This is a genomic window from Pseudomonas sp. NFACC42-2 (assembly GCF_900116055.1).
Classification (GTDB): Bacteria; Pseudomonadota; Gammaproteobacteria; order Pseudomonadales; family Pseudomonadaceae; genus Aquipseudomonas; species Aquipseudomonas marginalis.
The window spans coordinates 77,519-103,859 of sequence record NZ_FOZO01000002.1; the positions used below are offsets into that span (position 1 = coordinate 77,519).

A 26,341-nucleotide genomic window follows, 5' to 3' on the forward strand; every position below is an offset into this window, starting at 1 on the left:
TCAATGGCCTCCCGTGCGTCGACTACGTCGCGAGGACAGATAGTCGATCAGCAAATTCACGCCGATGGTCAGCGTGCCGATGGCCAGCGCCGGAAGGATGATGGCCAGCGCGCCCTGGTTGAGGCCGCCGATGTTTTCCCGCACCAGCGAGCCGAGGTCGGCATCCGGCGGTTGCACGCCCAGGCCAAGAAAACTCATGCCGCTGAGCAACAGCACGATGTAACCGAAACGCAGGCCCAGGTCGGTCAATACCGGGTTGAGCATGTTCGGCAGGATCTCCACGCACGCCACGTACAGCCGGCGCTCGCCACGGGTACGCGCGACCTGCACGTACTCCAGGGCTTCAATGTTGACCGCCATGCTGCGGGCGACGCGGAAGGAGCCGGGGATATAACTGATCACGGCCGTACAGATCAGCAACGTCACCGATGAGCCAAACGCCGAGACCATGATCAGCGCGAGCATTTTGCTCGGGATCGAAATAAAGGCGTCCATGATGCGGCTGATGATCTCGTCCAGCCACTTGGGCGAGACCACCGACAACAGCGCACAGCCGGTGCCGAAGATGCTGGCCAGTAACGCAGCCACCAGCGCCAGCCCGACAGTAAAGCGCGCGCCCACCAGCACCCGGCTGAGCATGTCGCGGCCCAGGTAATCGGTGCCGAATGGATGCGCGAGGCTGAAGCCTTCGAAGATGTTATCGGACACCACCTCCCCCACCGGATGGGGCGCCAGCCACGGACCGAGCAGCGCCACCAGCAGCCAGGCGACACACACCACGCCGCCCAGCAGCCCCAGCCACGACGGGCCGCTGGACACCTTGGCGAGTGCCAGGGCGGAGGAAACAGGCTTGGATTTCGCAATGAGGTTGTTCATTGGTTTCTCAGCCTCGGATTGGACAGGATCGCGCACAGGTCGGCGAGCAGCACCAGGCCCAGGTAGGCCGCGCAGAACAACATGGTGCACGCCTGCACCAGTGCCATGTCGCGGTTGGTCACGGCATCGACCATCAAGCTGGCAATGCCGGGGTAGTTGAAAATGGTTTCGACGATCACCACCCCGCCCAACAGGTACGACAGGCTCAGGGCGATGGCGTTGGCAATCGGCCCGATCGCATTGGGCAAGGCATGGCGCAGCACGATGCGGATCGGGCTGACGCCTTTGAGGCGGGCCATTTCCACATAGGGACTGTCGAGCTGGTCGATCACGGCGGCGCGGGTCATGCGCGCCATTTGCGCGACGATCACGCAGCACAGCGTCATCACCGGCAAGGCATAGGTACGCAGAAATTGCAGCGGTGAGCTGATGTCGCTGGCATACGAGAGGGCCGACAACCAACCGAGGTTGACCGCGAAAATCAGCACCGCCAGGGTCGCCACCAGGAATTCCGGCACCGCGACCATCGCCAGGGTGATAAAGCTCAGGCAACTGTCGATGCGCCCGCCCCGGCCCATCGCCGAACCGATGCCGAGCACCAGTGCCACCGGCACCGAGACCAGCGCCGTGGCGCCCGCCAGCATCAGGGTGTTGGGCACCCGGCCCGCCATCAACTCACCCACCGGCATGGCGTTGGAGACCGATACGCCCATGTCGCCGCTGAGCAGGCTCATCAACCAGTGCAGGTACCGCAACACACCGGGCTGGTCCAACCCCAGTTTCAGGCGCAGGGCCGCCACCTGTTCAGGGGTCGCGAACTGGCCCAGGGATTGTTGCGCCGCGTCCCCCGGCAGTACCGCCGTGATCGCGAACACGACCATGGACACGATCAACAAGGTCAAGGCCCCGGCGCCGAAGCGCCGGCCGATCAACCACAGTGTATTGCTATTCATCCCACCACCCTCCTCAAGCGTCCAACCACACCTGCTCGGCAAACATGTAGCCCATGAAACCGCCCAGTGGGTTGCTGTCGTAGCCCTTGATGCGCTGGTCGACGCCGTCGATATTGCTGATGAACACCGGCACGCCGATGCCGCAGTGGTCGTGCACCAGGACCTGCATGTCGCCATACATTTTGGCGCGCTTGGCGTCGTCGGTTTCGCCACGGGCCAGCATCAGCAACTGGTCGAACTGATCGTTCTGCCAGCCGGACTCGTTCCACGGCGCCTTGGACTGGAAGAACTGCGAGAACATCACGTCGGCATTCGGCCGGGGGTTGATGTTGCCGAAGCTCAGCGGGTGCTTCATCCAGTGGTTGGACCAGTAGCCATCGCTCGGCAGGCGGTTGACGTCGAGCTTGAGCCCGGCCTGCTTGGCCGACTGCTGCAACAGCACGGCGATGTCCACCGAACCGGTGGCGGCAGGCGAGGCCATCACGGGCATGGTGATGCTTTCCATGCCGGCTTTCTTCAGCAGGAACCTGGCTTTTTCCGGGTCGTAGACCGTCTGCGGCAAGTCGGTGTTGAAGTAGCGCGAGCCCGGCGCAATCGGGTGGTCGTTGCCCACCACCGCAAAGCCACGGAATACGGCGGACTTGACCTGCTCACGGTCGAGCAGCAGCTTCATGGCCTGGGTGAATTCCGGGCTTTTGCCGGGCAGTTGGTCCTGGCGAATGATCAGGTCAGTGTAGTTGCCCGACGGCGCGTCGACCACGCGGTGCTTGGCGCTGGCCTTGATGCGCGTGGTGGAGCGCGGGTTGACCTCGTTGATCATGTGCACATCGCCCGACAGCAGCGCATTGACCCGCGATGGCTCGTCGGCAATCGCGATGAACTCGATCTCGTCGAGGTACGGCAGGCCCGGTTTCCAGTAGTTCTTGTTGCGCACCGCAATCGAACGCACGCCGGGCTTGAACTCGCCCACGGTGAACGGCCCGGTACCGATGCCTTTACTGAAGTCGCTGGTGCCCTCGGGGACGATCAACAGGTGGGACACCGCGAGGATCGACGGCAATTCGGCGTTGGCCGCGCTGAGGCGGATCTGCACTTCGTTCGGCCCGCTGGCCTTGATCTCGGCGAACTGCTCCATCAGCGGCATGACCTTGGAACCGGTCAGCGGGTCTTTGTGGCGGTTCAGGGAGAACACCACGTCGGCGGCGGTCAGGGCCTTGCCGTTGTGGAAGGTCACGTCCTTGCGCAAGGTAATGGTCCAGACAGTGGCGTCGGTATTGTCGATGCGCTCGGCCAGTTCCAGTTGCGGCACCAGGTGCTTATCGAAGCGGGTCAGGCCGTTGTAGAACATGTAGTGACGCACATAGTCGGTGGACAGCGCGCCCTTGGCCGGGTCGAGGGTGTCGGCGGTGGAGCTGGACATGCCGGCCACGCGGATCCTGCCGCCTGGCTTGCCTTTGCCGGCCACGGCGGCCTCGTCGGCGAACAGCTTGCCGGCGGCGCCGAACAGACTGCCGGCACCGGCGGCGGCGACACCGGCCACACCGAGCATTTGCAAGGCGTTGCGGCGCGACATGCCACGGTTGAGACGTTCGAACACCCGCAGGCTGTCCTGGCCGGAGATGAGTTCGGGGGTGTTTTTGTTGTCAGTCATAGCAAGGCTACCTGTCGATAATCGGAAGAGTCGAGTGCTCACGGATGTCCGGAGCGTCCTGGAAACACAAACGACGGTGACGCAACAACGGCAACTCAGTGCAGATAGTCCTGGAAGCGGTAGTAAGCCCCCACGAACGGCAGGAACCACGGCTTGCCGAAATGCCCGGGAATCGCCGGCCATTCCAGTTCGCGCCAGGGGTTGGCCGCGGTATTGCCGGCCATGACCTCGGCCATCACCTGGCCCATGTGCACCGACATCTGCACGCCATGGCCGCTGTAGCCCATGGAGTGGAACACGCCGCCATGCTGGCCGGCCCGGGGCAGGCGGTCGGACGTCATGTCCACCAGGCCACCCCAGCAGTAGTCGATCTTCACGTGCGCCAACTGCGGGAACATGTTCAGCATCGCCGCTTGCAGTACCTTGCCGCTCTTGGCGTCGGAGACGCTGTCGGACATGGCAAACCGCGCACGCCCGCCAAACAGCAGGCGGTTGTCCGGGGTCAGGCGAAAGTAGTTGCCGATCATGCGGCTGGTCACATAGGCCCGGTGCCGAGGCAGCAACTGGTCGATCAGCGCCTGGGGCAAGACTTCGGTGGCGATGACAAAACTGCCCACCGGCACAATGCGCCGGCGGTACCAGCCGAGGTCGCCATGCTGGCAGGCGCCGGTGGCCAGCAGCACTTGCCCGGCGTGCAGCGAGCCCTTGGCGGTGTTGACCTGGTAGCCGCCGGCCTGGGCCTTCCAATCCTTGACGGGGGTGTGCTCGTAGATCATCGCACCACGCCGCGCCGCCGCTTCGGCCAGGCCGACGCCGAAGCGGCCGACATGCATCTGCACGCCGTTGCGCTGCAGCAGGCCGCCATGAAACTGCGCCGAATTGACTTCAGCACGGGTCTGCTCGGCGCTGAGCAACTCGACCTCGGCATCCACCTCCTGACGGATCAGCTCGCAGGTGCGCGCCAGACCTTCGTAGTGCATCGGCTTGGCCGCCAGCTTGAGCTTGCCGTTGCGCACCAGGTCGCAGGCAATGCCTTCCTGCTCGACCAGCGACACCACCGTCTGCACGGCACTTTCATAGGCCTTGTAATAGGCGCGTGCCCTGGCGGCACCGAGGCTGGCGTGCAGCCCGGCGTAATCCTGGGCCACCCCGGTGTTGCACTGCCCACCGTTGCGCCCCGAGGCCTCGCCGATCACCCGCCCGGCGTCGAGCACCACCACACTGGCGCCCTTGAGCGCCAACGCCCGCGCTGCCGCCAGGCCGGTGAACCCGCCGCCGACCACAGCCACATCGACCTGGCCGGGCAAATCACCCAGCCGGGCACCGGTAAACGCCGGTGCGGTGTCGAGCCAATAGGATTCACTGCCCATGTCTTGCCCTCAGAGGTGTGCGGTTACAGGCCGACCAGCGCCGGCAGCCCACCGATATCGGTGATCTGCTGGTAACCGTAGAACGCGTTCCCCGGCACTTCGTGGCCACGGGCAACGAAGGCTTTGTTTTTGATCTTCATGTCATGGGCCGGCATCAGGTCGTAACGGAAGCTGGAAGACACATGCAAGATGTCTTCCGGGCCGCAGCCGAGGTTGTCGAGCATGAATTCAAACGCGGCCAGGCGCGGCTTGTAGGCCTGGGCCTGCTCGGCGGTGAACACCTTGTGGAACGGCGCGCCGAGCTTGTCGACGTTGGACATGATCTGACTGTCGCTGGCATTGGAGAAGATCACCAGGGGAATCTTGTCGGCAATCTTCGACAGCCCGGCCGGCACGTCCGCATGGGGGCCCCAGGTCGGCACGGCGTCGTAATACAGCTGGCCTTCCTCGCGATAGTCGATACCCCAGCGCTTGCAGGTACGGGCCAGGGCGGTCTTGAGGATTTCATCGTAGGGGCGCCAGTCGCCCATGACCTGGTCGAGGCGATAAGCCGAGAAGTCTTTGACGAACTGGTCCATTTGTTCAGGCTTGATGCGATCGGCGAACAGCTCGCGGGTCATGGTGCCCATATGGAAGTTGGTCAGCGTACCGTAGCAGTCGAACGTAATGAATTTGGGACGAAGAAAGCTCATTGAGTGCGGTCCTGAAGTTCGTTGAGTGTGACAAGCGTTCGCTGCCCTGGCGGCGCGTCGGCCTCGTTGCAGCACAGGTTCATTACACCACTGTGAAATCAGCATATGCCGTCTAAAAAGACCTGCGCTCAATACAAACCACCGTTTTGGTGGCCGGGCTCAGCAGACTTTGCGGTGCGCGCCAGGCTTGGGCAGGGCCAGTGTTTGTGCGCTTTTAGGGGGCTTTTGGGGATGGAGAGGCTTAAGCACGGGGGTGGGGGCGGCAGAAAGTGTGGCGGGTTGAACGGTGGGAGGGCGCTTGGTTCCAGGGCATGATCAGTTACCTCCTGATCATGCGTATTAACCTGTAAACCATGTCCCCGGTTAGAAATGTAAACGATGTCCCCGGTTTGTACCGGGGCAAGCCCCCTCCCACATTTTTAACCCAGTACACCAGACCCAACTCCGGTCGGCTCTAAGGCCGCCGCGCTTTGGCTTTTGATCTCAAATCGCCCCGTCAAACACGCTGGCCGAACGCAGGCTTTGGAGCGTGGGTAACCCGGCAGGACGCCGGGTTAGCCGCGCTGGGCCATGGATGGCCCATCGCGGCGGCCCACGCTCCAAAGCCGGAGTGAGGGCACACCGAGCCTAGGCGAGGTGCCGAGTGTTGGGGCGAAGACCTTTTGGTTACTTTTGGGTCTTTCCAAAAGTGACCCGCTGTAAGAGCGGAACCATAGGCAGCCGTTACCGCAGGAACGGATATGTACTCACCCCAAAAAAAAGCGGTCGGCCCGAAGGCCGCCACGGAAGCAAGCTCCCTCGCCACAGCCCACTGAAAAAAATTGTGTAGGTACTAATGCCCCGATGGCAGTGGGTCAGCTACAGATGTATCCACTGACACGGCCTCATCGGGAGCAAGCCCCCTCCCAAATTTGTACCGTGTACACCCGCCCTACTCCAGTTGGCTCCAACGCCAACCCCATGGCATTTGCTGCTGCCCCCCAACCGCAATTAAGTAGTAACTGTGGTCTCGCCCCACACTCCACGAGGAATCTACCGAATATTCCCGCCCCCCTTGCCAGCCCCTGACCCAGGTGGGATACAAGCACCCTGACGCGACAAAAAACAACGTTCTACGGAGGCTCGCCATGTCCGCCCTGCCACACCCCACTTATCTCTACCGCCCAATGACCGCAGCCGACCTGCCGGCCGCCCACGATTTGTCGGTGCAACTCAAATGGCCTCACCGCCTGGAAGACTGGGCAATGTTGCAACGGGTCAGCGACGGCTTCGTGGCAATGGATGGCGAGCGGCTGATCGGCAGCGCGTTCACCTGCCCCCAGGGCGACTACGCCACCATCGGCCTGGTGATCGTCAGCAATGACTACCAGGGCCAGGGCATCGGCCGGCGCTTGATGGAGAAGGCCATTGCCGCTTGCGATACGCGCACGCCGGTCCTCAACGCCACCCTCGCCGGCGCGCCGTTGTATGCCAGCCAGGGGTTCGTCGAGTTCGGCCGGGTGCAGCAGCATCAGGGCCAGGCGTTGGTGCCCGCGCTGCCGACGCTGGCCGACGGCGAAACCTGCCGGGCGCTTAACGCCGATGATCACGCCAGCCTGCTCGCGCTGGCCAAGGCCGCCAGCGGTATGGACCGCCGTGAAGTGCTGCGTGACCTGCAGGTGGAGCACGCCGTGGGTATCGAACGCGACGGCCGCCTACGCGGCTTCGCCCTGCTGCGGCCGTTTGGGCGTGGGCGGTGCATCGGCCCGGTGGTGGCGGAAAATATCGAGCAGGCCAAGTACCTGATCGCCACCTTGCTGGCCCAGGTGCCGGACACCTTTGTGCGCATCGACATTCCCGTCGCCTGCGGCCTCAGCGACTGGCTCGAACAGGCCGGCCTGAAGAACATCGACACCGTCGCGCAGATGGCCCTGGGTACGCCGCCCCAGGCCAGCCACGGCGTACACCCCTTTGCCCTGATCACCCAGGCGATCGGCTGACTTTTCTCCCGGAGCACTCCCCATGTCATCTCCCCGTATCCTGCTGTTGGCACGCGCCGACGGCAGCCGCGTTGCCACGTCTTTCAACAAGGCCGCCTTGAGCGCGCTGGACCCGTTCGGCGACAGCCGCCAACTTGCCTGGATGGGCGACGATGGCGTGTCCGCCGGCTTGGTGTCCTTCAGCGGCGAAGCGGTGATCGAAGAGTTCCCCCACAGCGAAACGCTGGTGGTACATGCAGGCCATGTCGTGCTCAGTGCCGCGGAACAGACCTTGGAATTGGACGTCGGCGCCAGCGCCGTAATCGGCTTCGGCACACGCCTCACGGTGCAGGCCAGTGCAGGCAGCGAATGGGCGTTCTGCGCAGTCGAGCAGGCCGATGCCCCGGTGTGCCCCGGCCTGACCCTGCTCGACCCGCACACCCTGCTCAACTCCTCCGCCGCGCCGGAACCCCAGATACTGATCGGCCCTACCCCGCAGTGCCGCGCCCTCAACCTGTTCGACGATGCCGTGACCGAGCTGCGCGTCGGCATCTGGGACTCGACGCCCTACGCCCGCAACGGCCGCCCGCACAAACTGCACGAACTGATGCACCTGCTCGAAGGCCGCGTCACCCTGCTGGATAACGAGGGTGGCGAGGTCACGGTAAAAACCGGGGACACGGTATTCGTGGCCAAGGGCGCGCCCTGCGCCTGGACCAGCACGGTGTACGTGCGCAAGGTCTACGCGGTGAAGTGACTCAGGCCTTCAACGCCTGTTCCAGAAACGTCACCAACGCCTGTACGCGCGGGCTGCGCAGTTTGCGCGACGGCACCAGCAGCAGCACCGGTGCGCTGTCAAAGCTCCAGTCCGCCAACACACGTACCAGGCTGCCGCTGGCCACGGCGTCACTCACGTCCCACTGCGAACGCAGCACCAGCCCCAAGCCTTGCTCGGCCCAACGCCGGGCAACGCTGCCATCGTTGCTCAACAACGCAGGTTCCACGCGCAGGGTCTTGCGGCCCTGGCCTTTGCGCAGGTGCCACAGGGTCACGTCCTCATCATTTTCCCGAATGCAGATGCAGCGATGGGACGCCAGCTCGTCCGGCGAAGACGGCACGCCGTGGGCGTGCAGATAGGCCGGGCTGGCGCACAACCAGCGCTCGTTTGGTGTCAGTGGCCGCGCGGTCCACAGGCTGTCATTCAGATGGCCGATGTGAATCACCGCATCGCTGTCATGGCGATCGGGCCAGGGCGTCTCGCGCAAATCCAGATGCAAACACAGCTGCGGGTGCAGTTTGGCAAACCGCGCCAACAGCGGTGCGATGCGCTGGCGGCCATAGCCAAACGGCGCCGCCACCCTCAAGGTGCCCACCAGGGTTTCATCCTGGTGCCGGAACGACTCCGGCAGCGCCTCAAGCTGCTCCAGCAACAGCGCGCTCTCCCGCGAAAACCGCTCGCCATCCGCCGTCAGGCTGAGGCGCCGCGCATCGCGATTGGCCAGGCTCAGCCCGAGCAGCGTCTCCAACTTGCGCAGGCGCATGGACAACGCCGGCGGCGACACATTCAGGGTGCGGGCGGCGGCGCTCAGCGACTCCGAGCGGGCCAGGGTCACGGCAAGACGCAGGTCTTCGATGGAAATCATTCAATTTTACTTAATGATTGATGAGCATCGATTGAACCACAGGTTAACAACAGCTGAGTAGAGTGCAGCCTGTCCCCCGCCACACGAGTTCCGCCATGCCCACGCCGATTGCTTCCCTCGACACGCCCGCCGCGCTCGTCGACATCCCGCAGATGCAGCGCAATATCCAGCGCATGCAAGACCGCATGAACAGCCTGGGCGTGCGCTTGCGCCCACATATCAAGACCAGCAAGTGCCTGCCGGTGATCCACGCCCAGATCGCCGCCGGGGCCAGCGGTGTCACAGTGTCCACCCTCAAGGAAGCCGAGCATTGTTTCGCCGCCGGCATACGCGATGTGTTCTACGCCGTGGCCATCGCCCCAGGCAAACTGCCCCAGGCCCTGGCCCTGTGGCGCAAAGGCTGCAACCTCAGCCTGCTCACCGACAGCGTCCAAGGCGCCGAGGCCATCGTCGCTTTCGCACAGCAGCATGACGTACGCTTCGACGTGTGGATCGAAATCGATTGCGACGGCCATCGCTCCGGCCTGGCCGCACAGGACCCGGTACTGATCGACGTCGCCCGCATCCTCAGCGAGGGCGGCCTGCACCTGCGTGGCGTGATGACCCACGCCGGCTCGAGTTACGAGCTGGACAGCCTTGAACCCCTGCAAGCGCTGGCCGAACAGGAACGCGCACTTTGCGTACACGCCGCAGACACCCTCCGCGCAGCCGGGCTGGCGTGCCCCGAGGTCAGCATCGGCTCCACCCCCACGGCCCTCTCGGCGCTGAACCTGGACGGCGTCACCGAAGTACGCGCAGGTGTGTATGTGTTCTTCGACCTGGTCATGCGCAACATCGGCGTGTGCCAAGCCGATGAGTTGGCGTTGAGCGTACTGACCACCGTGATCGGCCATCAGCCGGAAAAAGGCTGGATCATCACCGACGCCGGTTGGATGGCCATGAGCCGTGACCGTGGCACCCAGCGCCAGCACCAGGACTTCGGTTACGGCCAGGTGTGCAGCGAAGCGGGCGACTGGATCGACGGCGCGCGGGTCACCGCTGCCAACCAGGAACACGGCATCGTCAGCCTGGGCGCTGCCCACAGTGACGCGCTTGTCACGCGCTTCCCCATCGGCAGTCGGCTGCGCATCCTGCCCAACCATGCCTGTGCCACCGGCGCGCAGTTCCCGGATTATCACGCGGTGGAGGCCGATGGCAGCGTGCACACCTGGAGTCGCCTGCATGGCTGGTAATCGCATCCACTCGATTCATAGCACTCACGCGGCACCGCCGGGCGGGCACTATTCCCAGGCGGTGGCACACGGTGGCGTGCTGTATGTGTCGGGGCAACTGCCGGTACGCGCCAATAGCGAGCACAGCACCGGGCAACCGTTCGCGGTGCAAGCCTCGATTGCCCTGGATAACCTGGTGGCGATCCTGGGTGAAGCGGGCCTGAGCCCACGAGACCTGCTCAAAGTGACGGTGTACGTCGTCGGCATAGAACACTGGCCCGCCTTTGATCAGATTTACGCGCGCTACCTCGGTGAACATAAACCGGCCCGCGCGGTGGTGCCCGTGCCGGTGTTGCACCATGGCTACCTGATCGAAATCGACGCCGTGGCCCGTACCGCACAGGAGCAGCCCGCATGAACCCGCAAAAAAGCGCTGTGCTGATCATCGGCGGCGGCATCATGGGCGCCTCGTCGGCGTTTTTCCTGCGCCGCCGCGGCTGCTCGGTCACGCTGCTGGAACGCGACCAGATCGGTCAGTACGCCAGCGGTGTGAACTTCGGCAATGTGCGCCGCCAGGGCCGCTACCTGGGGCAACTGGAACTGGCCAACCGTTCGTGGGCACTGTGGAAGCGCCTGCCGGAGCTGATCGACGATGACCTGGAATTCATCCCCAGCGGCCACATGCGCGTGTGCTATCGCGAAGATGAAATTGCCGAACTGGAGGCCTACGCCGCCGCGCCGGAAGCCGCGCAACTGGACCTGAAAATCTATCGCGGCGCCGAGTTGCACCAGCGCTTCGGTTTCCTCGGCCCCGAGGTGAAAGGCGGCTCCTACGCGCCCCACGACGGCCACGCCAACCCACGGCTGGCCGCGCCGGCGTTTGCCCGCGCCGCACGGCGCCTCGGTGCACGCATCGAGGAAAGCACCGAAGTGGCCGACGTGGAAAAGGTCAACGGCCTGTTCCACGTCACCACCACCGACGGTCAGTTGTTTGTTGCCGAGCAACTGTTGATTACCGCCGGCGCCTGGGCCGCGCGCCTGTCCGAGCGCTTCGGCGAGCCGGTGCCGCTGGAGCCCAACGGCCCACAGATGTCGGTGACGGAACCGGTGCCCTATGCGCTGAAAACCGTGATCGGTGTGTTCACCAAGCTCAAGGAAGAGGTGATCTACTTCCGCCAGATCCCGCGCGGCAACATCATCATCGGTGGCGGTGCCCGCTGCACGCCGGACATGCTCAACCGCCGCGCGTTTTTCAAACCCGAAAGCCTGCTCAACCAGATGCGCCAGATGAAACGGCTGTTACCGGGCGCCGAGAAACTGAACATCATCCGCGTGTGGAGCGGCATCGAAAGCTACACACCCGACTCCCTGCCGGTGATGGGCCCCAGCGGCAGCGTGGACGGGCTGTTTTATGCCTTCGGCTTCTGCGGCCACGGCTTCCAGCTCGGCCCTGGCGTGGGGGATGTGATGGCCGAACTGATCAGTACCGGCAGTACCAGCACCTTGATCAGCCCGTTCGATATCCGGCGCTTTACCCAACCTTCGACGGTGCCTGCAAACGCCCCCACCACGGGAAAACTGATATGAGCCACGCCAGCCTGCCAGATTCAGCAGATTATCCCTTGCAGCGTTGAATAACGGCATCTTTGCGCGGGAGCCTTTTGCTAGCTTATCCGGACACCGGGCCGTGCTGTTTGCAGCGCCTATTACCGCTCTAGGGAGCCAGTTGGATGACAACTCAATCTTCAAACAGCTACAGCGTTGATGCGCAAACGGCTCACCAGTTTTACATCAACGGGCGTTGGACGTCCCCGGCGATCCCGGCGACGCTGCCAGTGATCAACCCGGCCACTGAAGCCGTGGTTGCCGAGGTGGCACGCGGGTCTGCCGAGGATGTCGACCGGGCCGTCGCGGCGGCACGCGGGGCGTTCGCCGGTTGGTCTGCGACCCCGGCTGCTGCGAGAGCCCAGGTGCTGGGGAAAATCCACGCACTGATCATTGAACGCAAAGAGCAGCTGGCACAGGCGCTGTCCCTGGAAATGGGCGCGGCCATCGGTTTTGCGCGGGCCATGCAAGTGCCGCTGGCGGCCGAACACGTGCGGGTCGCCCGTGACCTGCTGTCCAGCTATCGCTTTCAGACCGTGGAAGGTGGTACCGCAATCGAGCGCGAGTCTATCGGCGTGTGCGGCCTGATCACGCCGTGGAACTGGCCGTTGTATCAAATCACCGCGAAAGTCGCCCCGGCCATCGCCGCCGGCTGCACCGTGGTGTTGAAACCCAGCGAACTGTCGCCATTGAGCGCCCTGCTGTTTGCGCAACTGGTGCATGACGCCGGCCTGCCGCCTGGGGTGTTCAACCTGGTGAACGGCAGCGGCGCGGAAGTCGGCGCGGCCATGGCCGCCCATGGGGATATCGACATGATTTCCATCACCGGCTCCAACCGCGCGGGAGCATTGGTTGCCCAGGCGGCTGCGCCGACGGTCAAGCGGGTCACCCAGGAATTGGGGGGCAAGTCGCCGAATGTGCTGCTGCCCGACGCCGACTTCGCCAAGGCTGTGCCGCTGGGGGTGATGTCGGCGTTTCGCAACGTCGGCCAGTCGTGCAGCGCGCCGACCCGAATGATCGTGCCAAGAAGCCGCCTGGCCGAAGTCGAAGCCCTGGCGGCGGCCACCGCAAATGCACTGATCGTCGGCGACCCGCAATCGGAACAGACGCAGTTGGGCCCGATTGCCAACGAAGCCCAGTTCCATCGCGTCCAAAGCATGATCCAGGCCGGCCTCGACGAGGGGGCCAGGCTGGTGTGCGGTGGGCCTGGACGGGCGGCGGGTTTTGACAAGGGCTTCTATACACGGCCAACGGTTTTCTCCGAAGTGGACAACGCCATGCGCATTGCCCAGGAGGAAATATTCGGCCCGGTGCTGTGCATCATTGCCTATGACACGGTGGATGAAGCCGTCGCCATCGCCAACGACACGGTGTACGGGCTGGGCGCCCACGTTCAGGGACAGGACCTTGATCTTGCGCGGGCGGTGGCGTCGCGCATACGGGCAGGCCAGGTGCACCTGAACCATCCGGCGTGGAATCCGATGGCGCCGTTTGGGGGCTACAAGCGCTCGGGAAATGGGCGGGAGTATGGGGTGCAGGGGTTTGAGGAGTATCTGGAAACCAAGGCGATTATCGGGTTTGGCGAGTGAGTGATGGGCCTTTATCAAGATCAAAATAACTTATTGATTTTAAAGGGTTAAATTCTCACTCTAAAATATTCAATCTTGCATAAACAAATTTCAGGCGACCACATTCTTGTGGTGAGCGGGCTTGTCCCGCTCACCACAGGGAGATGTGTCAGGGTTTGAAAGGTTGTGTGGATACCTATGCCCTCTCAGCGCATCACACCTTGACGTTCTGCCGGATATTCCAGCCAAACTTCACCGGTCCACCGTCCTTGGCACCATCGGCCTTCTGCGGCTGATAGCTGACGTCGACGGTGGCGAAGTTCAAGGCGATGCTGTCGTACAACACATCATCGGCCGTTTCAGCGCGGGTGCTGTAGGACACCACCATGACCTCCTTCAAGGTGATCACCAGATATTCCACCGGGCTGACTCCGCCGGCCTTGCGCACCACCAGTCTGGCTTCGGGATAATGCTTGCCGCTGGCGCACGCCATCATCAGGTTGGGGCTGGATTTATCCAGGGGTTTGGTCAGGTTCAGGTTGGCAAAGTCGGCCTTGCCCGAGCCGCCTCCCGTACCGGAATGCATCGAGCCCGTTTGCGATAAACACCAGCCCCAGTTGGTAATGTCGATCTCGTCACGATGGGCCTGGTCCCGCGATTCACCCTTGATATCGCCCAGTTTCAAAAACATATCGACTGCCATGTTGGCTCCTTGTCCTGTGGTCCGCCGGAAGTGACGTGGGGCGCACTTTTCCTCAATCGGGAGCGGGCCTACAAGACGTCAAAGTCGCATCAGGAAGTGCCCGACTGCAAATGGCGAAGCTTCCGACATTCATCCCAGCCGAGGCGTCTTTACTCTCTCAACTCCCAAAAAAAGGAGTTCAGGAATGACCGTCGCCCTGTTCAAGGATGGATTCCCATCAGCCCACCGCACTACACGCCAACGCATTGAAAGCAGCCTCGACCTGCGGCGGTTGTTTTTCGCCATAGACGTCGACCCCGCGTTGATCGGCGCGGGGGTGGTGTATATCGATGGGGATTTCAACGTGGTGGTACTACGTGAGTTCCAGGCGATTTGCAGTGTGCGGCCGATCAAGGTGGTGCTGCGGGAAGCGCCGAGGTCTGTGGGCCCGGTGGAGTTCAAGCGGATGTTGGAGCATGAGCCTCGGGAGTCGGAATGGGTAACGGAGGCTTTGAGGACGGCGGTGACGTGTACCGGGGCGCTGTTGAGTTGGCATGTTATTTACAGCGGAATCGCCTTGATGCCTTTTACGGGTGGCGCAAGTGTTGTTATCTCATTCATTGGCACCGCAGCAGCAGCGGGGTTGTTCCAGTGCGCCGCCGGAGTCTATCGAACGGTAAACGAAGTTTGGGATCCGCAGATGAATGACTACCTGGACAGTAATGCTCGGTACGAAGGGATGATGGCAGCTCTGGATGCTGTGTCTTTACTTGGTGTCGCCTCTTCTGCCGTAACGACAGTGAAAGTCATCAACCTGTCCAAGCGCGCAACAGGTAAACCACTAAGAAAAGTATTGCGTGGGCTGAGTCGACAGGAACGGGCAAAATTAACGAATGAGCTCCTGAGAATCCAAGACCCGCGCCTGACACCCAAGCTCCTCAAGCTCAAGCAAGCCGCACGTAACGCGCCAAAACGCATTCCAGCAACAAAGATAAAACCCATCATCGCGACCCATCGCAATGATGCCATTGCAGCAGCATTGGGCCTCGCCAGCAGCGGTATGTCCGGAAACACCAAGACGCTGGCCATCGGTATCTACGAAGAGTTCAGCGAATGAAAAACCGCCAGGAGCCCCTTTACCTTATAGATCCTCGCCCTCTTTGGGCGCGTCACAGACTGGCGTTGTTTGGCGGCCTTATAGCCTTGTGCCTTTCGATTGCCACCACCGGCACCCTGATGAATCTCACCTACTTCGCCCACGCATCCGATGAACTGACCAGTAATGCGTTCTTCATCGCAGGCGGGATTGCGTGTGCGGTATTCGGCGTCGCGCAGAGCTTGGTCCTTCACGGTTACCCACGATGGGTGTGGCTTCAGGTTGGGGTGTTCATCATCTACTTACTGCTCGTATTACCGACAATCCTTTACAGCCCCGATCACCTCCTATTTACCCTTGCCTTACTAAGCCCGCTGATCGGACTTCTCTGCCTGAACAGCAAACGCCAACGACAAATGCGCCGAGAGATGTTGGAAATCAGGCATAAACGCAACAGCGTTATCGCGACCCTGAAACAACAGGGCCGCTGGAAATGGTGGTGACCCTCACGCCGCCTCGCTCCTTGCCGCCGTATGCCGATTCACCGGCACCGGCAAGCCCAGATGCCCACGCAACGTGCTGTGGCTGTACTCACTGCGAAACAACCCACGCTCACGCAACAACGGCAGCACCTGGTCGGTAAACCGCGCAAAGTCATCCGGCGCGCCGACGTGGATATTGAACCCATCCACCGCACCTTCGACAAACCAGCGTTCGATCTCGTCGGCCACGGTCTTGGGCGAGCCGACAAAGCTGGAAAACGGCTTGGCAAAACGCAACGCCGCCTCGCGCAGGGTCAGGCGCTGGTCGCGGGCGACTTGCTTGATATTTTCGGCATGCCCGCGATAGCCGTTGCTGCCCAGGTCGCCCAGGTCCGGAAAGGGTTCGTCCAGCGGGTACTGGCTGAAGTCGTGGTAGTTGAACGGCCGCCCCAACTGCACCAGGGCCTTGTTCAAATCCAGCTCGCCATTGCGTTCGCGGTCGATGGCCTGGGCCTGTTCGTCGGTGTCGGCAATGATCGGCGAAATGCCCGGCAGGATGGTCACGTGGTCGGGGTTGCGTCCGGCGGCGGCAGTGCGTTGTTTGATATCGCGGTAGTAAGCCTGGGCGTCCTCGAAATTGCCCACGCCGGCAAAAATGCCCTCGGCATGCCTGGCCGCCAGGCTGCGCCCGGACTCGGAAATACCCGCCTGGAAAATCACCGGCTGGCCTTGGGCTGAGCGTGCGATATTCAACGGCCCGGTCACCGAGAAGAACTCGCCATGGTGATCCAGGCGATGCTGGCGTTGCGGGTCGAGGAACACGCCGCTGGCCTTGTCGCGCACGAAGGCGTCGTCTTCGTAGGAATCCCATAGCCCTTGCACCACCTCCAGGTGCTCGGCCGCGCGGCGATAGCGCTCGGTGTGATCGATATGCTGCTCACGGCCGAAGTTGCCGGCCGCGCCTTCCAGGCCGGTGGTGACCACGTTCCAGCCGGCACGGCCGCCGCTGATCAGGTCCAGGGAGGCAAACTGGCGGGCGACGTTGAAGGGTTCGGTATAGGACGTGGTCAGGGTCGCCACCAGGCCGATCTTCGAGGTGGCGCCGGCCACGGCCGAGAGCAGGGTCAGCGGCTCCAGGCGGTTGAGAAAGTGCGGTGCCGAATCCGGGGTGATGTAGGGGCTGTCGACGATGAACACCAGGTCGAACTTCGCTGCTTCCGCCTGTTGCGCCTGGGTGCGGTACCAATTGATGTCCACACTGGCATCGCCGGGGATTTGCGGGTGCAACCATTCGTTTTGCGCGGTGCCGACGCCGGTGAGGATGGCACCGAGCCTGAGTTGCCGGGGTAAGTGGGACATCACGATATTCCTCCGTGGATGGCAGCAACGCTGACCTGTGGAGAAGGACCATAATGCCCGCCGGCAGGCTTGTGAAATGCTTTGTGGATCTATGCTAATCATTAAAAATAATGATCAAAACAATTAATGACATTCCATAAACGCATAATAAGCCCAACGCTCTCCCATCAGCAGACTGACCCGATCGAGCAGCACCGCCCACTAAGCCGTTTGTTAAATCGAGGCGTTGCGCCTAATATCGCAAGCAATACCTTGTATAAAAACCACCAAGGCTTGCTCATCACCCAGCCCGCATATTCGAAGGAGTGGCATGCAGATGAAAGAATCCAAAGAAGTGTACGAACGCATCAGTGAACAGTTCGAGGATTTCACCGCCAGGGCCTCTCAGCGCAAGGTCGAGGTCGATACCTTCCGCAGCATGGTCGGTAATATCGAGGGCCTGCATATCCTGGACCTGGCGTGTGGGCATGGCTTCTTCAGTCGCCAGTTGAAGGACTGGGGTGCGGCCAAGGTACATGGCGTGGATATTTCCGAAAACATGATTTACCAGGCGCGGCAAGCCAACGACGGTATCGCCTACGAAGTACGGGACGTGGCGAAGATGGGCCGTATCGGCGCCTACGACATGGTGACGGCGGCCTGGCTGTTCAACTATGCCAGCAGTGTCGACGAACTGAGCAAGATGTTTCAGTCGGCGGCCGACAACCTGAAGCCCGGCGGCCAATTGGTGGCCTACACCGCCAACCCGTCGTTCGAACTGCAAAAAGGCAATTTCACTCGCTATGGGATTGAGGTGTTCGATGAAACCCCGGTCGCTGGCGGGTTTCGCTGCAATGCGCAATTCATGTCATCGCCACCCGCACCGTTTACCTACTACCGCTGGGAGCAAGGCGTGTACGAAGAAGCCGCACGGGTGGCTGGTTTCAACCAGCTCACCTGGGTCGCCCCGCTGATCAGCGAACACAGCCGCACCACCATGGGTGCGGGGTACTGGCAGCTGTTCGAGCGCAACAGCCTGCAGATCGGTTTGACCTGCCGCAAATAATCACGCCGGGGCGGCGACCGGGCGCAGTCGCACCCGGATGTCCGCCCCCACCAGGCACTGCTCGATGATCGACAAGGGTTGCGCCTGGCCCAGATCGGTCAAGCCATCCAGCGCCAGCAACGGCCGTGCATCACTGCCCAGGAACAGCGGGGCGATGTAGACCAGCCATTCATCCACCAGGCCTGCCGCCGCAAAGGCGCCACACAATACCGGGCCGGCCTCGACCTGGACTTCGTTGCACCCCTCCTCAGCCAGGACCGTCATAACCTCTCGCAGGTCGATCCCTTCGCCGTTCACCCCGACCTGCCGGAAACGCACACCCGCAGGGGGTGGGTGCGCCGGCTGGACGCCGGGCCCATGAAACACCAGGGTCGGTGCCGCACCATCCAGCACATGGGCCTGGGCATCGCCCTTGAGATGCTGGTCGAGCACCACCCGCAGCGGAACGGAAAATGCCGCGTGCGGGTCGGGCAGGCGCACCGTCAGGCGCGGGTTGTCCGCCAGCAGCGTGCCACTGCCGGTGAGTACCGCGCAGGCCCGGGCGCGCCACACTTGTACATCGTCCCGGGCCTCGGGCGAGGTGATCCATTTGGATTGCCCGTTACCCAGGGCCGTGCGCCCGTCCAGGCTCATGGCCAGCTTGACCCTCAGCCACGGCCGCTTGCGCTCGGTACGCGAGAAAAACCCCTGGTTCAACTCGCGCGCCTCCGGACACGGCAAGTGTTCGACCAGCACCCCCGCCGCCTCAAGCCGCTCAACGCCATGATGCTCATGCTGAGAGCGGTCGACACTGGCGATCACCACCCGCGCCACCCCGGCCCTGATCAACGCGTCGGCACAGGGCGGCGTGCGCCCATGACCGCCGCACGGCTCCAGGGTGACATAGGCGGTGGCGCCCCGCGCATCGACGCCCGCCTCGCGCAACGCATTGACTTCGGCGTGTGCCTGCCCCGCCCACTCGTGCCAGCCCTGGCCAAGCAGCAAATCGCCCTTGGCGATCACGCAACCGACCCGGGGGTTGGGTGCCGTGGTAAAGGCCCCCCGGTCAGCCAGTTTCAGGGCGAGCCGCATGAAGTGCATGTCGCGCGCCAGCGCCAGGCTCATGTGCGAACCAGCGCCAACAGGTACACCGCCTCACCATGCTGGCGCTCGATCACCACCAGATCCTGCCAGGTGAAACCAAACGCTTCCAGGGTGTCGCGCACACCCTGTTCGGTGAAGAAATAACCTTGACGCTGGTTATCCATCTCGCGCCAGCCCGGCTCCGGGTTGCTCGCGTCGACGCCGAAGACGTTGAGCCCCATCAACGCGCCAGGGCGCGCGTACTGGCGGATATTGGCCAGGTAACGGTCCCATTCATCCGGATGCTGGTGATGGAAGCAGCCATTGTCGAGTACACCGTCAAACGCCTCCCCCGCCGGTGGCTGCCAATCCTGCAGGGCGCTGCACACCAGGCTGAGACGCTCGCCCCAGCGTTTGCGCAGCAGCGGCCAGCTGGAATTCTCGACGATGTCCAGGCCGGTCACCCGGTGCCCTGCCAGGATGAACTCCGAGGCGTCCCGCGCACGGCCGACGCCCACGTCGAGGATATGCTGGTCCGGCGTCGGCCCCAGTGCCTCGAGGAAAACCCGGGCGGCCTTGGCCATGCCGATGTCCCAGGACCACTCATCTTCACCATGGCTGTAGCGATGGACAAATGAGGTGTCGAGCGCCCGGCGGTACGTCGATACGTCCATGAATTGCGCTTGCTTGCTCATATCAGGCAGTCCTTGGGTCAAGAGGCGCGACGGGTGGCGATCCCGTAGATCTGGCCATCGTAGGAACTGGCCAGGAAATCATCGCTGGCCGCGCTGTGGGTGATGCAGGAGATGCCACTGGCCGTGGGACGCTGCACTTGCTGCCAGGAACGGCTGGGCAAGTCGAACAGCGCGATGGTGCCGCTGTAGTTCGCGGTGGCAATCACCTCCCCGTCGGCCGAGGCACAAATGCACTTGATGGAATTGCGGTGCGGCGTGTCATAGACCTCGTCACCGGACTCCAGCCACAGGCGCAGCTTCAGGTCGCGACCAATGCTGGCGAAACCGCCGTCGACCCGGCAGCAGCCGTTGGAGATACGCGTGTGGGCATTTTCGATATGCCGCGCGCAACTGAAGTCGCTGATGGTGTGCAGGGCGGCGGCGGCCGAGGCGCACACGCTGAACAAGTGATGCTCGTTGGCCGCCACGCCTTTGATCGCGTTGTCGTGCATCGGGATCGACGCCACCAGTTCCAGGCTGTTATCGCCGGCGATGACAAACACCAGGCCTTCGCCGGTGTAGGTTCCGATCAGTGCATGCAGTTGGCCATTGCGCTGGAACGTGGTGCCGCAATTGAGCGGCGAGCGATGCTGATACAACAGGCGCCCGCTGAGGGCATCGAACACCTGGCCCATCTGCCCACCGGTCAGCAGCAGCGGACCGAACGGCAGCAGGAAGTTGCACAGGCTGCCGACGCCGCTCACGGGCTGGTTATCGCGAAACAGCAGGCCCGCGTCACCGATGCTGTATTGCCCGCCCTCGGTGGTCACCACGGCGTTGATACTCACCGCAGGCTGAATGCCGTCCACGGTCCACTGATCGTGTTCATAATCCCAGGTGGCGTAGCGCGAGCCGAAGGTGGCGAACACCAAGGCATCGCTGCCGACGAACGCACAACTGCGTGGCCAGACGATGCTCGGCAAATTGGTGCTGCGCAGGCGCTCCAGCTGGGTGCCATCGAAGCGCCAGAGGATCGCCAGGCGGTCATAACTCAAGGTCACCAGCAGCTGTTTTTCATCATTCCAGACAATGCGCTTGATCCCGGCATCGTGGGCAGGAATGGAGCGGATCTCGCCCCCATGGATGATCGAGATGCGCCCTTCATCGTCACCGGCAAACACCACGCCGGCACGGGTAATGGCGACGGTATCGGTCTCGACGCCGCCGATGTCGACTTCATCGCATTGCTCGAAGGTGCTGGTGTCCCACTGGCGTACAGTGCCGTCGTCGCTGCTGGAAATCAGGCGCTTGCCATCCGGCGACCAGACCACGGAAATCACATCGGCCTGATGCCCCCGACAGGTGCCCTTGAGGTTGCCGTCGAGGTCGAAGAGGCGCAGTTGATGATCGCGCGAGCAGGTCGCGATCGACGCACCGTCCGGCGAGAACACCGCCATTTCCACGTCGTCGTCATGCCCCGACAGCACGGCCTTGAGGCGCATGCTCGGCACTTCCCAGACGCGGGCGGTGTAGTCGCTGCTGGCGCTCACCAGGTACTTGCCATCGGCACTGAACGCGCACTGGTTGGCCAGGTGGTCATGGCTGACACGGTGGATCGAATGCCCGGTCTGGGCGTTCCACAGAATGACTTGGTTGTCGTAGCCGGCGGTGGCGATGAACTCACCAGCATGGGCGGCGACGCCGCTGATAGGGCCTATGTGTCTCATCGAAAAGTCCTTTTCCTGGAGGATGAAATCAAAGCTTGATGGTGTGGCTCGACTTGCTGACTTTTGATCGCAGGTAGTTGTGGTTGTGCTTGGTCAGGAACACCCCGGTCGGCACTGAGCTGACCACGTCGATCCCGCCATCGCGCAACTGCTTGACCTTGTCCGGGTTGTTGGTCAGGAGCCGGCAGCGATGCACATCCAGGGCCCGCAGCATGGCGACCGCCGGGGCGAAACTGCGCGAGTCTTCCGGGTGGTTGAGCTTCACGTTGGCCTCGTAGGTGTCCATGCCGGCGTCTTGCAGCAGGTAGGTTTCGAACTTCGAATACAGGCCGATACCGCGACCTTCCTGGCGCAGGTAGATCAGGTAGCCGCCTTCGGCATCGAGCGCCTTCAGGGCTTCCTGCAGCTGCGGGCCGCAATCGCAGCGCTGGGAACCGAATACATCACCGGTGATGCATTCGGAATGCACGCGCACCAGGGGCACATCGGCATCGGGCTCACCGGCTTTGACGGCAAAGTGTTCATTGTTCTTGTCAAAGCCCTTGAACCCGTAGAAGTGGGCGTTGACCTCACCGCCAAGAATGGAGATGGGAACTTGCGTATGAAGCGTTACTGGAGTGTCCATGGCATAGCCTCTATGGAAGTGTCGCGTTCTGGCCAGAGTGGTTTTCTACCAAACGGAATCCCATGACATAGATGGGTCTTGGATAACGTCCATGTCGGCGCTGATTGCGCGCAAGATCCCTGAAGCGGGTGAAACTGCCGCCACGGGCTACCCGGTGCCGACCAACATCCAGCACCAGGTCATCGTTGATCTCAGGCCCGCCCGGATAGGCCCGATAATCGTCGGCAACGTACTCTTCCACGTTGCCGGCCATGTCCAGCGCGCCAAACATCGAGGCGCCCTCGAGGAACACCCCGACGGGTGTCGACGTGAGCAACCCCAACTCGATGGTGTTGGCGTACTCGACATTGAAGGTTTCGCCCCAGGGAAACTGAGAGCGCTGCGGCCCTGCCGCGGCGTATTCCCACTGCGCTTCGCTGGGCAGCGCGAACGCCCGGCCGGTGCGTCGGCTCAGCCATTGGGCGTAGGCGTCGGCATCCACGTCGCTGACGCTGTAGACCGGGTGGTTGGCCTGGTGCTGGGGAAAGCGGCCAAAGGCCCAGCCGGTCGGCAGGAACGGATAACCGGTATCCAGCAGGAAGGCGCGATATTCGCTGTTGGTGACCGGGTAGCGACCGATGCGAAAGCTCGCCAGGTCGACCCGATGGTTGGGGGTTTCTTTCTCGATCCAACTGCGGTCCAGGCCCAGCCCGGCGTAGGCGGTCATGACCGCATCGACGCGCTGCGGCTCCAGGCCGATCTCGACCTGGGCGGCAGGAACGTCGCACATGGCGGGGCTGAACACGTCGATGCGCGGGTCGCCCTTGTAGCCCAGCACTTCACCGGCGGCGATACGCCGCACCAGGGGTTCGGCAACCGACTCGACCACCCGCAGCAGTTGCTCGATGGGCGCACTCATCAGCTGTCCGGTGGCGTCGGCGATTTGCCGGGTCAGTTCATATTCGACGTAAGCCTGCGGGTAGCCCATCAATACCCGATCAGACACGTTCTTTGGCAAAGGGCTCGGCAGCGTCGGCCAATGCCAACCGTATTGATTCGTCATAGGTACACCTTTATTCCGAGCGAACACATCCACGACCGAGCGCGAAACCGCTCGGCGTGTGGATCAGTCAGGTATCAGAGTCGGTCGAGCAGCAACCTTCGATTGGTCTCGATCATCTCGATTTCGGTGGAGTACACCTCAACCACCAGGCCATCGGGATCTTCGAAGTACACGGCCGTGCGGACGTTGTCCGGGCCGTGGTGATAACCCGGCGCGGGGCCATTACCCTTGACCAGGGTGATGTTGTCGTCGGCAGCCACCTTGTCGGCGATGCGCTTGACATCCTCGGGCAGCGCACGAATGCCGATGTGGTAGCCCGGCGGGTAGACAAAGTCGGGATTGTGCTCGATGAAGAAGTCGAACCCGTTCAACTCCATCACCACTTTGCGTGGCCCCAGGTTGTAGCAATAGTGGGCGCCGAAAATGTCGCGGTAAAACGCCTGGGAGGCTTCCAGGTTACGGGTGAGGATGTTGATGTGGGTCAGTTGCGGACGCTGGGATTCCAGCGCGGCCGCCTCGATGGATACGCCTTCCAGGGACCGCCACATTTTGATCGCGGCGGCGAATTTGGAGAAACCGGCCAGCCAGTTTTTCACCGTGTCCGGGGATACGCCCGCGTCAGTGATCGTTAGGCCATGGGGGTAAATGAAACAGGCCGTGCGTTGCAGCAATGCCGCGTTCAGCGGATCGCCGGCAGGTTGCCCGGCGCTGCCTTCGGCAAGGCGCACGATGCTGACCGCCTTGTTGTGGTAGCCATCGGCCAATGCCGCGAGCCGGGTAGTGAGGGTATCGAGGCTGTCTGCCGCCGACACCAGCAGGATAAACCCGTCGGCCTGGGGTAACTGCGCGCCCTCAACCGCCGCGCACAGTTCAAAACCGGCGGCTTTCGCGCAGGTGTTCAACGGTTCGAGAAAGCCGTTCAGACGTGCGGCCGTGTCGGAGCTGTACAAGGTAATAAAGCGCAGCATCAGGCAACCCTCCCCTCAGTGCGGCGACCGATCAACAGGCTGTAGCGCCCGATAGGCTCCTGGACCACCTCAAAGCCCTGGGCAACCATCTGTTCGGCGATCCAGCGGGTGGGATGCAGTTCGCCGTGCACCGTGTTGACCATCATGTGCAGGGAGAAATCCGCCGACAGCGCCGGGTGAATTTCATCGTCTTCCAGGGTCATGCTCAGCACCAGCAACGAACCGCCGTCGTTGACCAATTGGGCCGCCGAGCGGATCAGCGTGCTGGTTTCTTCGCGGGTGAAATAGTGCAGGCAATCATTGACCATGATCACGTCGGCGCTTTCACCTTCGTAGCGGGCCAGGTCCAGCAGGTTACGCTCCTTGAACGTCAGGCGCCCAGCCAACTGGTACTTCTCGACGGTGCTTTCGGCGGACTGGCGCGTGGCGGCCAGGTCCCAGATTTCGCCCTGGACCTGAGGGTGCCGCCGAGCGATTTCGGCGATGTAGGTGCCGTGTCCACCGGCCAGGTCGATGACCTTGCTGGCGGTATCGAACACTGGCAATTCCTTGAGCACATCGACCATGGGTTGACTGAAGCGCACCATCGCATCGTTGAAGGCATCACGTGCGGCGATGTCGTGCTTGAAGCGGTTCTCCTGCTGGAAATCCATGGACTCGGCGCTGCTCAGGATTTCCCCGAGGCGTGGCCAGTTCTGCCACTGCAAGCGCTGGTGGGCAATGATCGGGCCGATGAACTCGGCGCTGCGGCTGACCAGGAAACGCTCGGCCAGGGGCTGGTTGGTATAGGTGTCGGCGGACTTTTTCAACAGGCCCAGGGCGACCAGGCCATTGAGAAAGATCTTCGCCTTGTTGGGCACCCAGCCCAATTGCTGGCTGATTGCGTCGGCGGTAGCCGGGCGGGTGGTTTGATCGAAGAGGTGCTGCGCCACGGCGAAGTGAAGGATGGCGGATTGTCGATACTGGTCGGAGAGTTTCACCAGGTCGACCACGCTGGACAGAGCGGTTACTTCATCGGCGTGCTCATAGATGGTCGTCGGCTTTTGCGCATTCATACAGATTCTCTTCCTTGGATGTTTTTGTCTTCACCGGCGTCGGCAAGCGATCAGTGCTTGAGACGTAGCGTGTTTTCTAACGGTCCGGAGTCGTGTGCAAATGTATGTTTAGAAGCAGCTTCCAAAAAGCTAGCTACGATCCTAGTCGTAAGCCCTACAAAAGCAAGTCAAACCTTTTATAATTATTTGATATTTATAATTACTCATTGATTCCATTTATTTATTATTTTCCTGAGCAGCAAAAATGACTATGCTCATGCCCACTACCCCTTACGCAATGGATGGCGCCAAAGGTCGACGAACTCCAGTGATGCCCTCACTCCCCATGGTTACACGCGATTTATGACCTCCAGACCTGCCGACGATAGCCAGTCATCCACCGCTGAACGCATCCTGTTTTTGCTCAAGACCCGTGGCCCGTTGAAAACCACCGAGCTGGCGTCCCTGCTGGAACTCACGTTCGAGGCAACCCGGCAACAAATCCAGAAGTTGCAGACATCGGAGCTGATCGTCGGCGTTTCGGCACCCACCTCCGGGGCCGGCCGCCCTTCGTTGAAGTGGGCGCTGACGGACACCGCGCAGAATAAATTCCCCGATTCCCACAGCGTGCTGACCCTGCACCTGATCGAATCCATCGAGGGCGTTTTCGGCAGCGACGGCATCGAAAAAATCATCTCCAGCATGGAAGCGACCAACCGCCAGGAATACGTCCAGGCGTGTTCGCAAGCCTCATCCCTGGAAGAAAAAGTCGCCATCCTGGTGCGCATCCGCGAACTCGCCGGCTATATGGCGCATATGGAACCCGCAGGTGAAGGTTGGCTGCTGATCGAAAACCATTGCCCGATCTGCGCTGCCGCGCGCAAATGCCAGGGTTTCTGCCGCTCGGAGCTGCAGATATTTCGTGCAGCCATGGGTGACGACACCCTTGTCGAACGCTGCGAACACCTGATCTCCGGGGACCGGCGTTGCGTCTATAACATTCAACCGCGCACCTGAC

Annotated in this window: 25 protein-coding genes; 10 read left to right on the top strand and 15 right to left on the bottom strand. The window is 62.2% G+C overall.

Features of this window, described 5'->3' with window-relative positions; all coding sequences use genetic code 11:
• From BM416_RS04105 to BM416_RS04125, 5 genes are all read right to left on the bottom strand, one after another.
• Positions 1-876 carry an ABC transporter permease gene (locus BM416_RS04105; RefSeq protein ID WP_092485798.1) on the bottom strand — a complete coding sequence of 292 codons (876 nt, stop codon included), beginning with the start codon at positions 874-876 and terminating at the stop codon, positions 1-3.
• Positions 873-1,829: an ABC transporter permease gene (locus BM416_RS04110; protein ID WP_092485801.1), complete on the bottom strand. Its 957-nt coding sequence runs from the start codon at positions 1,827-1,829 to the stop codon at positions 873-875. The genes BM416_RS04105 and BM416_RS04110 overlap by 4 nt, the downstream gene beginning before the upstream one ends.
• Positions 1,830-1,842: 13 nt before the next feature.
• Positions 1,843-3,480 (bottom strand): ABC transporter substrate-binding protein, encoded by a 1,638-nt coding sequence (locus tag BM416_RS04115; protein ID WP_092485804.1) that lies wholly within the window; start codon positions 3,478-3,480, stop codon positions 1,843-1,845.
• Between the two features lie 95 nt (positions 3,481-3,575).
• Entirely contained in the window at positions 3,576-4,850 is a 1,275-nt protein-coding gene (locus BM416_RS04120) for an NAD(P)/FAD-dependent oxidoreductase (protein ID WP_092485806.1), read from the bottom strand.
• A gap of 23 nt (positions 4,851-4,873) precedes the next feature.
• Positions 4,874-5,542, bottom strand: coding sequence for a haloacid dehalogenase type II (locus BM416_RS04125; protein WP_065924408.1), 669 nt, complete (start codon positions 5,540-5,542; stop codon positions 4,874-4,876).
• A 1,127-nt stretch (positions 5,543-6,669) separates the two neighbouring features.
• Between BM416_RS04125 and BM416_RS04135 the strand changes: the two genes are divergently transcribed.
• On the top strand, positions 6,670-7,521 hold the full coding sequence (locus BM416_RS04135) for a GNAT family N-acetyltransferase (RefSeq protein WP_092485812.1): 852 nt from the start codon (positions 6,670-6,672) through the stop codon (positions 7,519-7,521).
• A gap of 22 nt (positions 7,522-7,543) precedes the next feature.
• Positions 7,544-8,257: a cupin domain-containing protein gene (locus BM416_RS04140; RefSeq protein ID WP_092485815.1), complete on the top strand. Its 714-nt coding sequence runs from the start codon at positions 7,544-7,546 to the stop codon at positions 8,255-8,257.
• A gap of 1 nt (position 8,258) precedes the next feature.
• On the opposite strand, the gene BM416_RS04145 is transcribed toward BM416_RS04140, so the two are convergent.
• Entirely contained in the window at positions 8,259-9,143 is an 885-nt protein-coding gene (locus BM416_RS04145) for a LysR family transcriptional regulator (protein WP_092485819.1), read from the bottom strand.
• A 95-nt stretch (positions 9,144-9,238) separates the two neighbouring features.
• Between BM416_RS04145 and BM416_RS04150 the strand changes: the two genes are divergently transcribed.
• From BM416_RS04150 to BM416_RS04165, 4 genes are all read left to right on the top strand, one after another.
• Positions 9,239-10,375: a DSD1 family PLP-dependent enzyme gene (locus BM416_RS04150; RefSeq protein ID WP_092485822.1), complete on the top strand. Its 1,137-nt coding sequence runs from the start codon at positions 9,239-9,241 to the stop codon at positions 10,373-10,375.
• A complete protein-coding gene (locus BM416_RS04155; RefSeq protein ID WP_092485825.1) occupies positions 10,365-10,772 on the top strand; it encodes a RidA family protein in 408 nt (135 codons plus the stop codon). Before BM416_RS04150 ends, BM416_RS04155 begins: the two co-directional genes overlap by 11 nt.
• A complete protein-coding gene (locus tag BM416_RS04160; RefSeq protein ID WP_092485828.1) occupies positions 10,769-11,941 on the top strand; it encodes an NAD(P)/FAD-dependent oxidoreductase in 1,173 nt (390 codons plus the stop codon). Before BM416_RS04155 ends, BM416_RS04160 begins: the two co-directional genes overlap by 4 nt.
• Positions 11,942-12,084: 143 nt before the next feature.
• Positions 12,085-13,548 (top strand): aldehyde dehydrogenase family protein, encoded by a 1,464-nt coding sequence (locus tag BM416_RS04165; RefSeq protein WP_092485831.1) that lies wholly within the window; start codon positions 12,085-12,087, stop codon positions 13,546-13,548.
• A 193-nt stretch (positions 13,549-13,741) separates the two neighbouring features.
• Here BM416_RS04165 and BM416_RS04170 read toward each other — a convergent pair whose 3' ends face one another.
• Entirely contained in the window at positions 13,742-14,230 is a 489-nt protein-coding gene (locus tag BM416_RS04170; protein WP_092485834.1) for an Hcp family type VI secretion system effector, read from the bottom strand.
• Between the two features lie 184 nt (positions 14,231-14,414).
• Here BM416_RS04170 and BM416_RS04175 point away from each other — a divergent pair, with 184 nt between their 5' ends.
• Together BM416_RS04175 and BM416_RS04180 are read left to right on the top strand one after the other, a co-directional pair.
• Entirely contained in the window at positions 14,415-15,326 is a 912-nt protein-coding gene (locus BM416_RS04175; protein ID WP_092485837.1) for an Ssp4 family T6SS effector, read from the top strand.
• Positions 15,323-15,808, top strand: a complete 486-nt coding sequence (locus BM416_RS04180) for a hypothetical protein (protein ID WP_051429394.1) — start codon at positions 15,323-15,325, stop codon at positions 15,806-15,808. Before BM416_RS04175 ends, BM416_RS04180 begins: the two co-directional genes overlap by 4 nt.
• A gap of 3 nt (positions 15,809-15,811) precedes the next feature.
• On the opposite strand, the gene BM416_RS04185 is transcribed toward BM416_RS04180, so the two are convergent.
• Positions 15,812-17,146 carry an LLM class flavin-dependent oxidoreductase gene (locus tag BM416_RS04185; protein WP_092485841.1) on the bottom strand — a complete coding sequence of 445 codons (1,335 nt, stop codon included), beginning with the start codon at positions 17,144-17,146 and terminating at the stop codon, positions 15,812-15,814.
• Between the two features lie 316 nt (positions 17,147-17,462).
• Between BM416_RS04185 and BM416_RS04190 the strand changes: the two genes are divergently transcribed.
• Positions 17,463-18,191, top strand: coding sequence for a class I SAM-dependent methyltransferase (locus BM416_RS04190; RefSeq protein ID WP_065940432.1), 729 nt, complete (start codon positions 17,463-17,465; stop codon positions 18,189-18,191).
• On the opposite strand, the gene ribD is transcribed toward BM416_RS04190, so the two are convergent.
• The 7 genes from ribD to BM416_RS04225 all read right to left on the bottom strand — a co-directional run bounded on the left by ribD (position 18,192) and on the right by BM416_RS04225 (position 25,344).
• The gene (gene ribD, locus BM416_RS04195; RefSeq protein ID WP_256577439.1) at positions 18,192-19,295 is read right to left on the bottom strand and encodes a bifunctional diaminohydroxyphosphoribosylaminopyrimidine deaminase/5-amino-6-(5-phosphoribosylamino)uracil reductase RibD; all 1,104 of its coding nucleotides are present in this window, start codon (positions 19,293-19,295) and stop codon (positions 18,192-18,194) included.
• Positions 19,292-19,948, bottom strand: coding sequence for an SAM-dependent methyltransferase (locus BM416_RS04200; protein WP_092485844.1), 657 nt, complete (start codon positions 19,946-19,948; stop codon positions 19,292-19,294). Before BM416_RS04200 ends, ribD begins: the two co-directional genes overlap by 4 nt.
• Before the next feature lie 17 nt (positions 19,949-19,965).
• Positions 19,966-21,654 carry a WD40 repeat domain-containing protein gene (locus BM416_RS04205; protein WP_092485847.1) on the bottom strand — a complete coding sequence of 563 codons (1,689 nt, stop codon included), beginning with the start codon at positions 21,652-21,654 and terminating at the stop codon, positions 19,966-19,968.
• Positions 21,655-21,682: 28 nt separating this feature from the next.
• Complete coding sequence (gene ribA / locus BM416_RS04210; RefSeq protein ID WP_065940295.1) at positions 21,683-22,279, bottom strand: GTP cyclohydrolase II RibA; 597 nt, start codon at positions 22,277-22,279, stop codon at positions 21,683-21,685.
• Between the two features lie 10 nt (positions 22,280-22,289).
• Positions 22,290-23,321, bottom strand: a complete 1,032-nt coding sequence (locus BM416_RS04215; RefSeq protein WP_027607437.1) for a formylglycine-generating enzyme family protein — start codon at positions 23,319-23,321, stop codon at positions 22,290-22,292.
• Between the two features lie 74 nt (positions 23,322-23,395).
• The gene (locus BM416_RS04220; RefSeq protein WP_092485850.1) at positions 23,396-24,289 is read right to left on the bottom strand and encodes a VOC family protein; all 894 of its coding nucleotides are present in this window, start codon (positions 24,287-24,289) and stop codon (positions 23,396-23,398) included.
• A complete protein-coding gene (locus BM416_RS04225) occupies positions 24,289-25,344 on the bottom strand; it encodes a class I SAM-dependent methyltransferase (protein ID WP_065927307.1) in 1,056 nt (351 codons plus the stop codon). The genes BM416_RS04220 and BM416_RS04225 overlap by 1 nt, the downstream gene beginning before the upstream one ends.
• Before the next feature lie 342 nt (positions 25,345-25,686).
• Between BM416_RS04225 and BM416_RS04230 the strand changes: the two genes are divergently transcribed.
• On the top strand, positions 25,687-26,340 hold the full coding sequence (locus BM416_RS04230; RefSeq protein ID WP_092485852.1) for a helix-turn-helix transcriptional regulator: 654 nt from the start codon (positions 25,687-25,689) through the stop codon (positions 26,338-26,340).
• The last annotated feature ends 1 nt before the right edge of the window (position 26,341 follow it).

Coding starts and splice junctions, on each gene's coding strand:
- BM416_RS04105 (WP_092485798.1), bottom strand. CDS start 876: ATGAACAACCTCATTGCGAAATCCAAGCCTGTTTCCTCCGCCCTGGCA.
- BM416_RS04110 (WP_092485801.1), bottom strand. CDS start 1,829: ATGAATAGCAATACACTGTGGTTGATCGGCCGGCGCTTCGGCGCCGGG.
- BM416_RS04115 (WP_092485804.1), bottom strand. CDS start 3,480: ATGACTGACAACAAAAACACCCCCGAACTCATCTCCGGCCAGGACAGC.
- BM416_RS04120 (WP_092485806.1), bottom strand. CDS start 4,850: ATGGGCAGTGAATCCTATTGGCTCGACACCGCACCGGCGTTTACCGGT.
- BM416_RS04125 (WP_065924408.1), bottom strand. CDS start 5,542: ATGAGCTTTCTTCGTCCCAAATTCATTACGTTCGACTGCTACGGTACG.
- BM416_RS04135 (WP_092485812.1), top strand. CDS start 6,670: ATGTCCGCCCTGCCACACCCCACTTATCTCTACCGCCCAATGACCGCA.
- BM416_RS04140 (WP_092485815.1), top strand. CDS start 7,544: ATGTCATCTCCCCGTATCCTGCTGTTGGCACGCGCCGACGGCAGCCGC.
- BM416_RS04145 (WP_092485819.1), bottom strand. CDS start 9,143: ATGATTTCCATCGAAGACCTGCGTCTTGCCGTGACCCTGGCCCGCTCG.
- BM416_RS04150 (WP_092485822.1), top strand. CDS start 9,239: ATGCCCACGCCGATTGCTTCCCTCGACACGCCCGCCGCGCTCGTCGAC.
- BM416_RS04155 (WP_092485825.1), top strand. CDS start 10,365: ATGGCTGGTAATCGCATCCACTCGATTCATAGCACTCACGCGGCACCG.
- BM416_RS04160 (WP_092485828.1), top strand. CDS start 10,769: ATGAACCCGCAAAAAAGCGCTGTGCTGATCATCGGCGGCGGCATCATG.
- BM416_RS04165 (WP_092485831.1), top strand. CDS start 12,085: ATGACAACTCAATCTTCAAACAGCTACAGCGTTGATGCGCAAACGGCT.
- BM416_RS04170 (WP_092485834.1), bottom strand. CDS start 14,230: ATGGCAGTCGATATGTTTTTGAAACTGGGCGATATCAAGGGTGAATCG.
- BM416_RS04175 (WP_092485837.1), top strand. CDS start 14,415: ATGACCGTCGCCCTGTTCAAGGATGGATTCCCATCAGCCCACCGCACT.
- BM416_RS04180 (WP_051429394.1), top strand. CDS start 15,323: ATGAAAAACCGCCAGGAGCCCCTTTACCTTATAGATCCTCGCCCTCTT.
- BM416_RS04185 (WP_092485841.1), bottom strand. CDS start 17,146: ATGTCCCACTTACCCCGGCAACTCAGGCTCGGTGCCATCCTCACCGGC.
- BM416_RS04190 (WP_065940432.1), top strand. CDS start 17,463: ATGAAAGAATCCAAAGAAGTGTACGAACGCATCAGTGAACAGTTCGAG.
- ribD (WP_256577439.1), bottom strand. CDS start 19,295: ATGAGCCTGGCGCTGGCGCGCGACATGCACTTCATGCGGCTCGCCCTG.
- BM416_RS04200 (WP_092485844.1), bottom strand. CDS start 19,948: ATGAGCAAGCAAGCGCAATTCATGGACGTATCGACGTACCGCCGGGCG.
- BM416_RS04205 (WP_092485847.1), bottom strand. CDS start 21,654: ATGAGACACATAGGCCCTATCAGCGGCGTCGCCGCCCATGCTGGTGAG.
- ribA (WP_065940295.1), bottom strand. CDS start 22,279: ATGGACACTCCAGTAACGCTTCATACGCAAGTTCCCATCTCCATTCTT.
- BM416_RS04215 (WP_027607437.1), bottom strand. CDS start 23,321: ATGACGAATCAATACGGTTGGCATTGGCCGACGCTGCCGAGCCCTTTG.
- BM416_RS04220 (WP_092485850.1), bottom strand. CDS start 24,289: ATGCTGCGCTTTATTACCTTGTACAGCTCCGACACGGCCGCACGTCTG.
- BM416_RS04225 (WP_065927307.1), bottom strand. CDS start 25,344: ATGAATGCGCAAAAGCCGACGACCATCTATGAGCACGCCGATGAAGTA.
- BM416_RS04230 (WP_092485852.1), top strand. CDS start 25,687: ATGACCTCCAGACCTGCCGACGATAGCCAGTCATCCACCGCTGAACGC.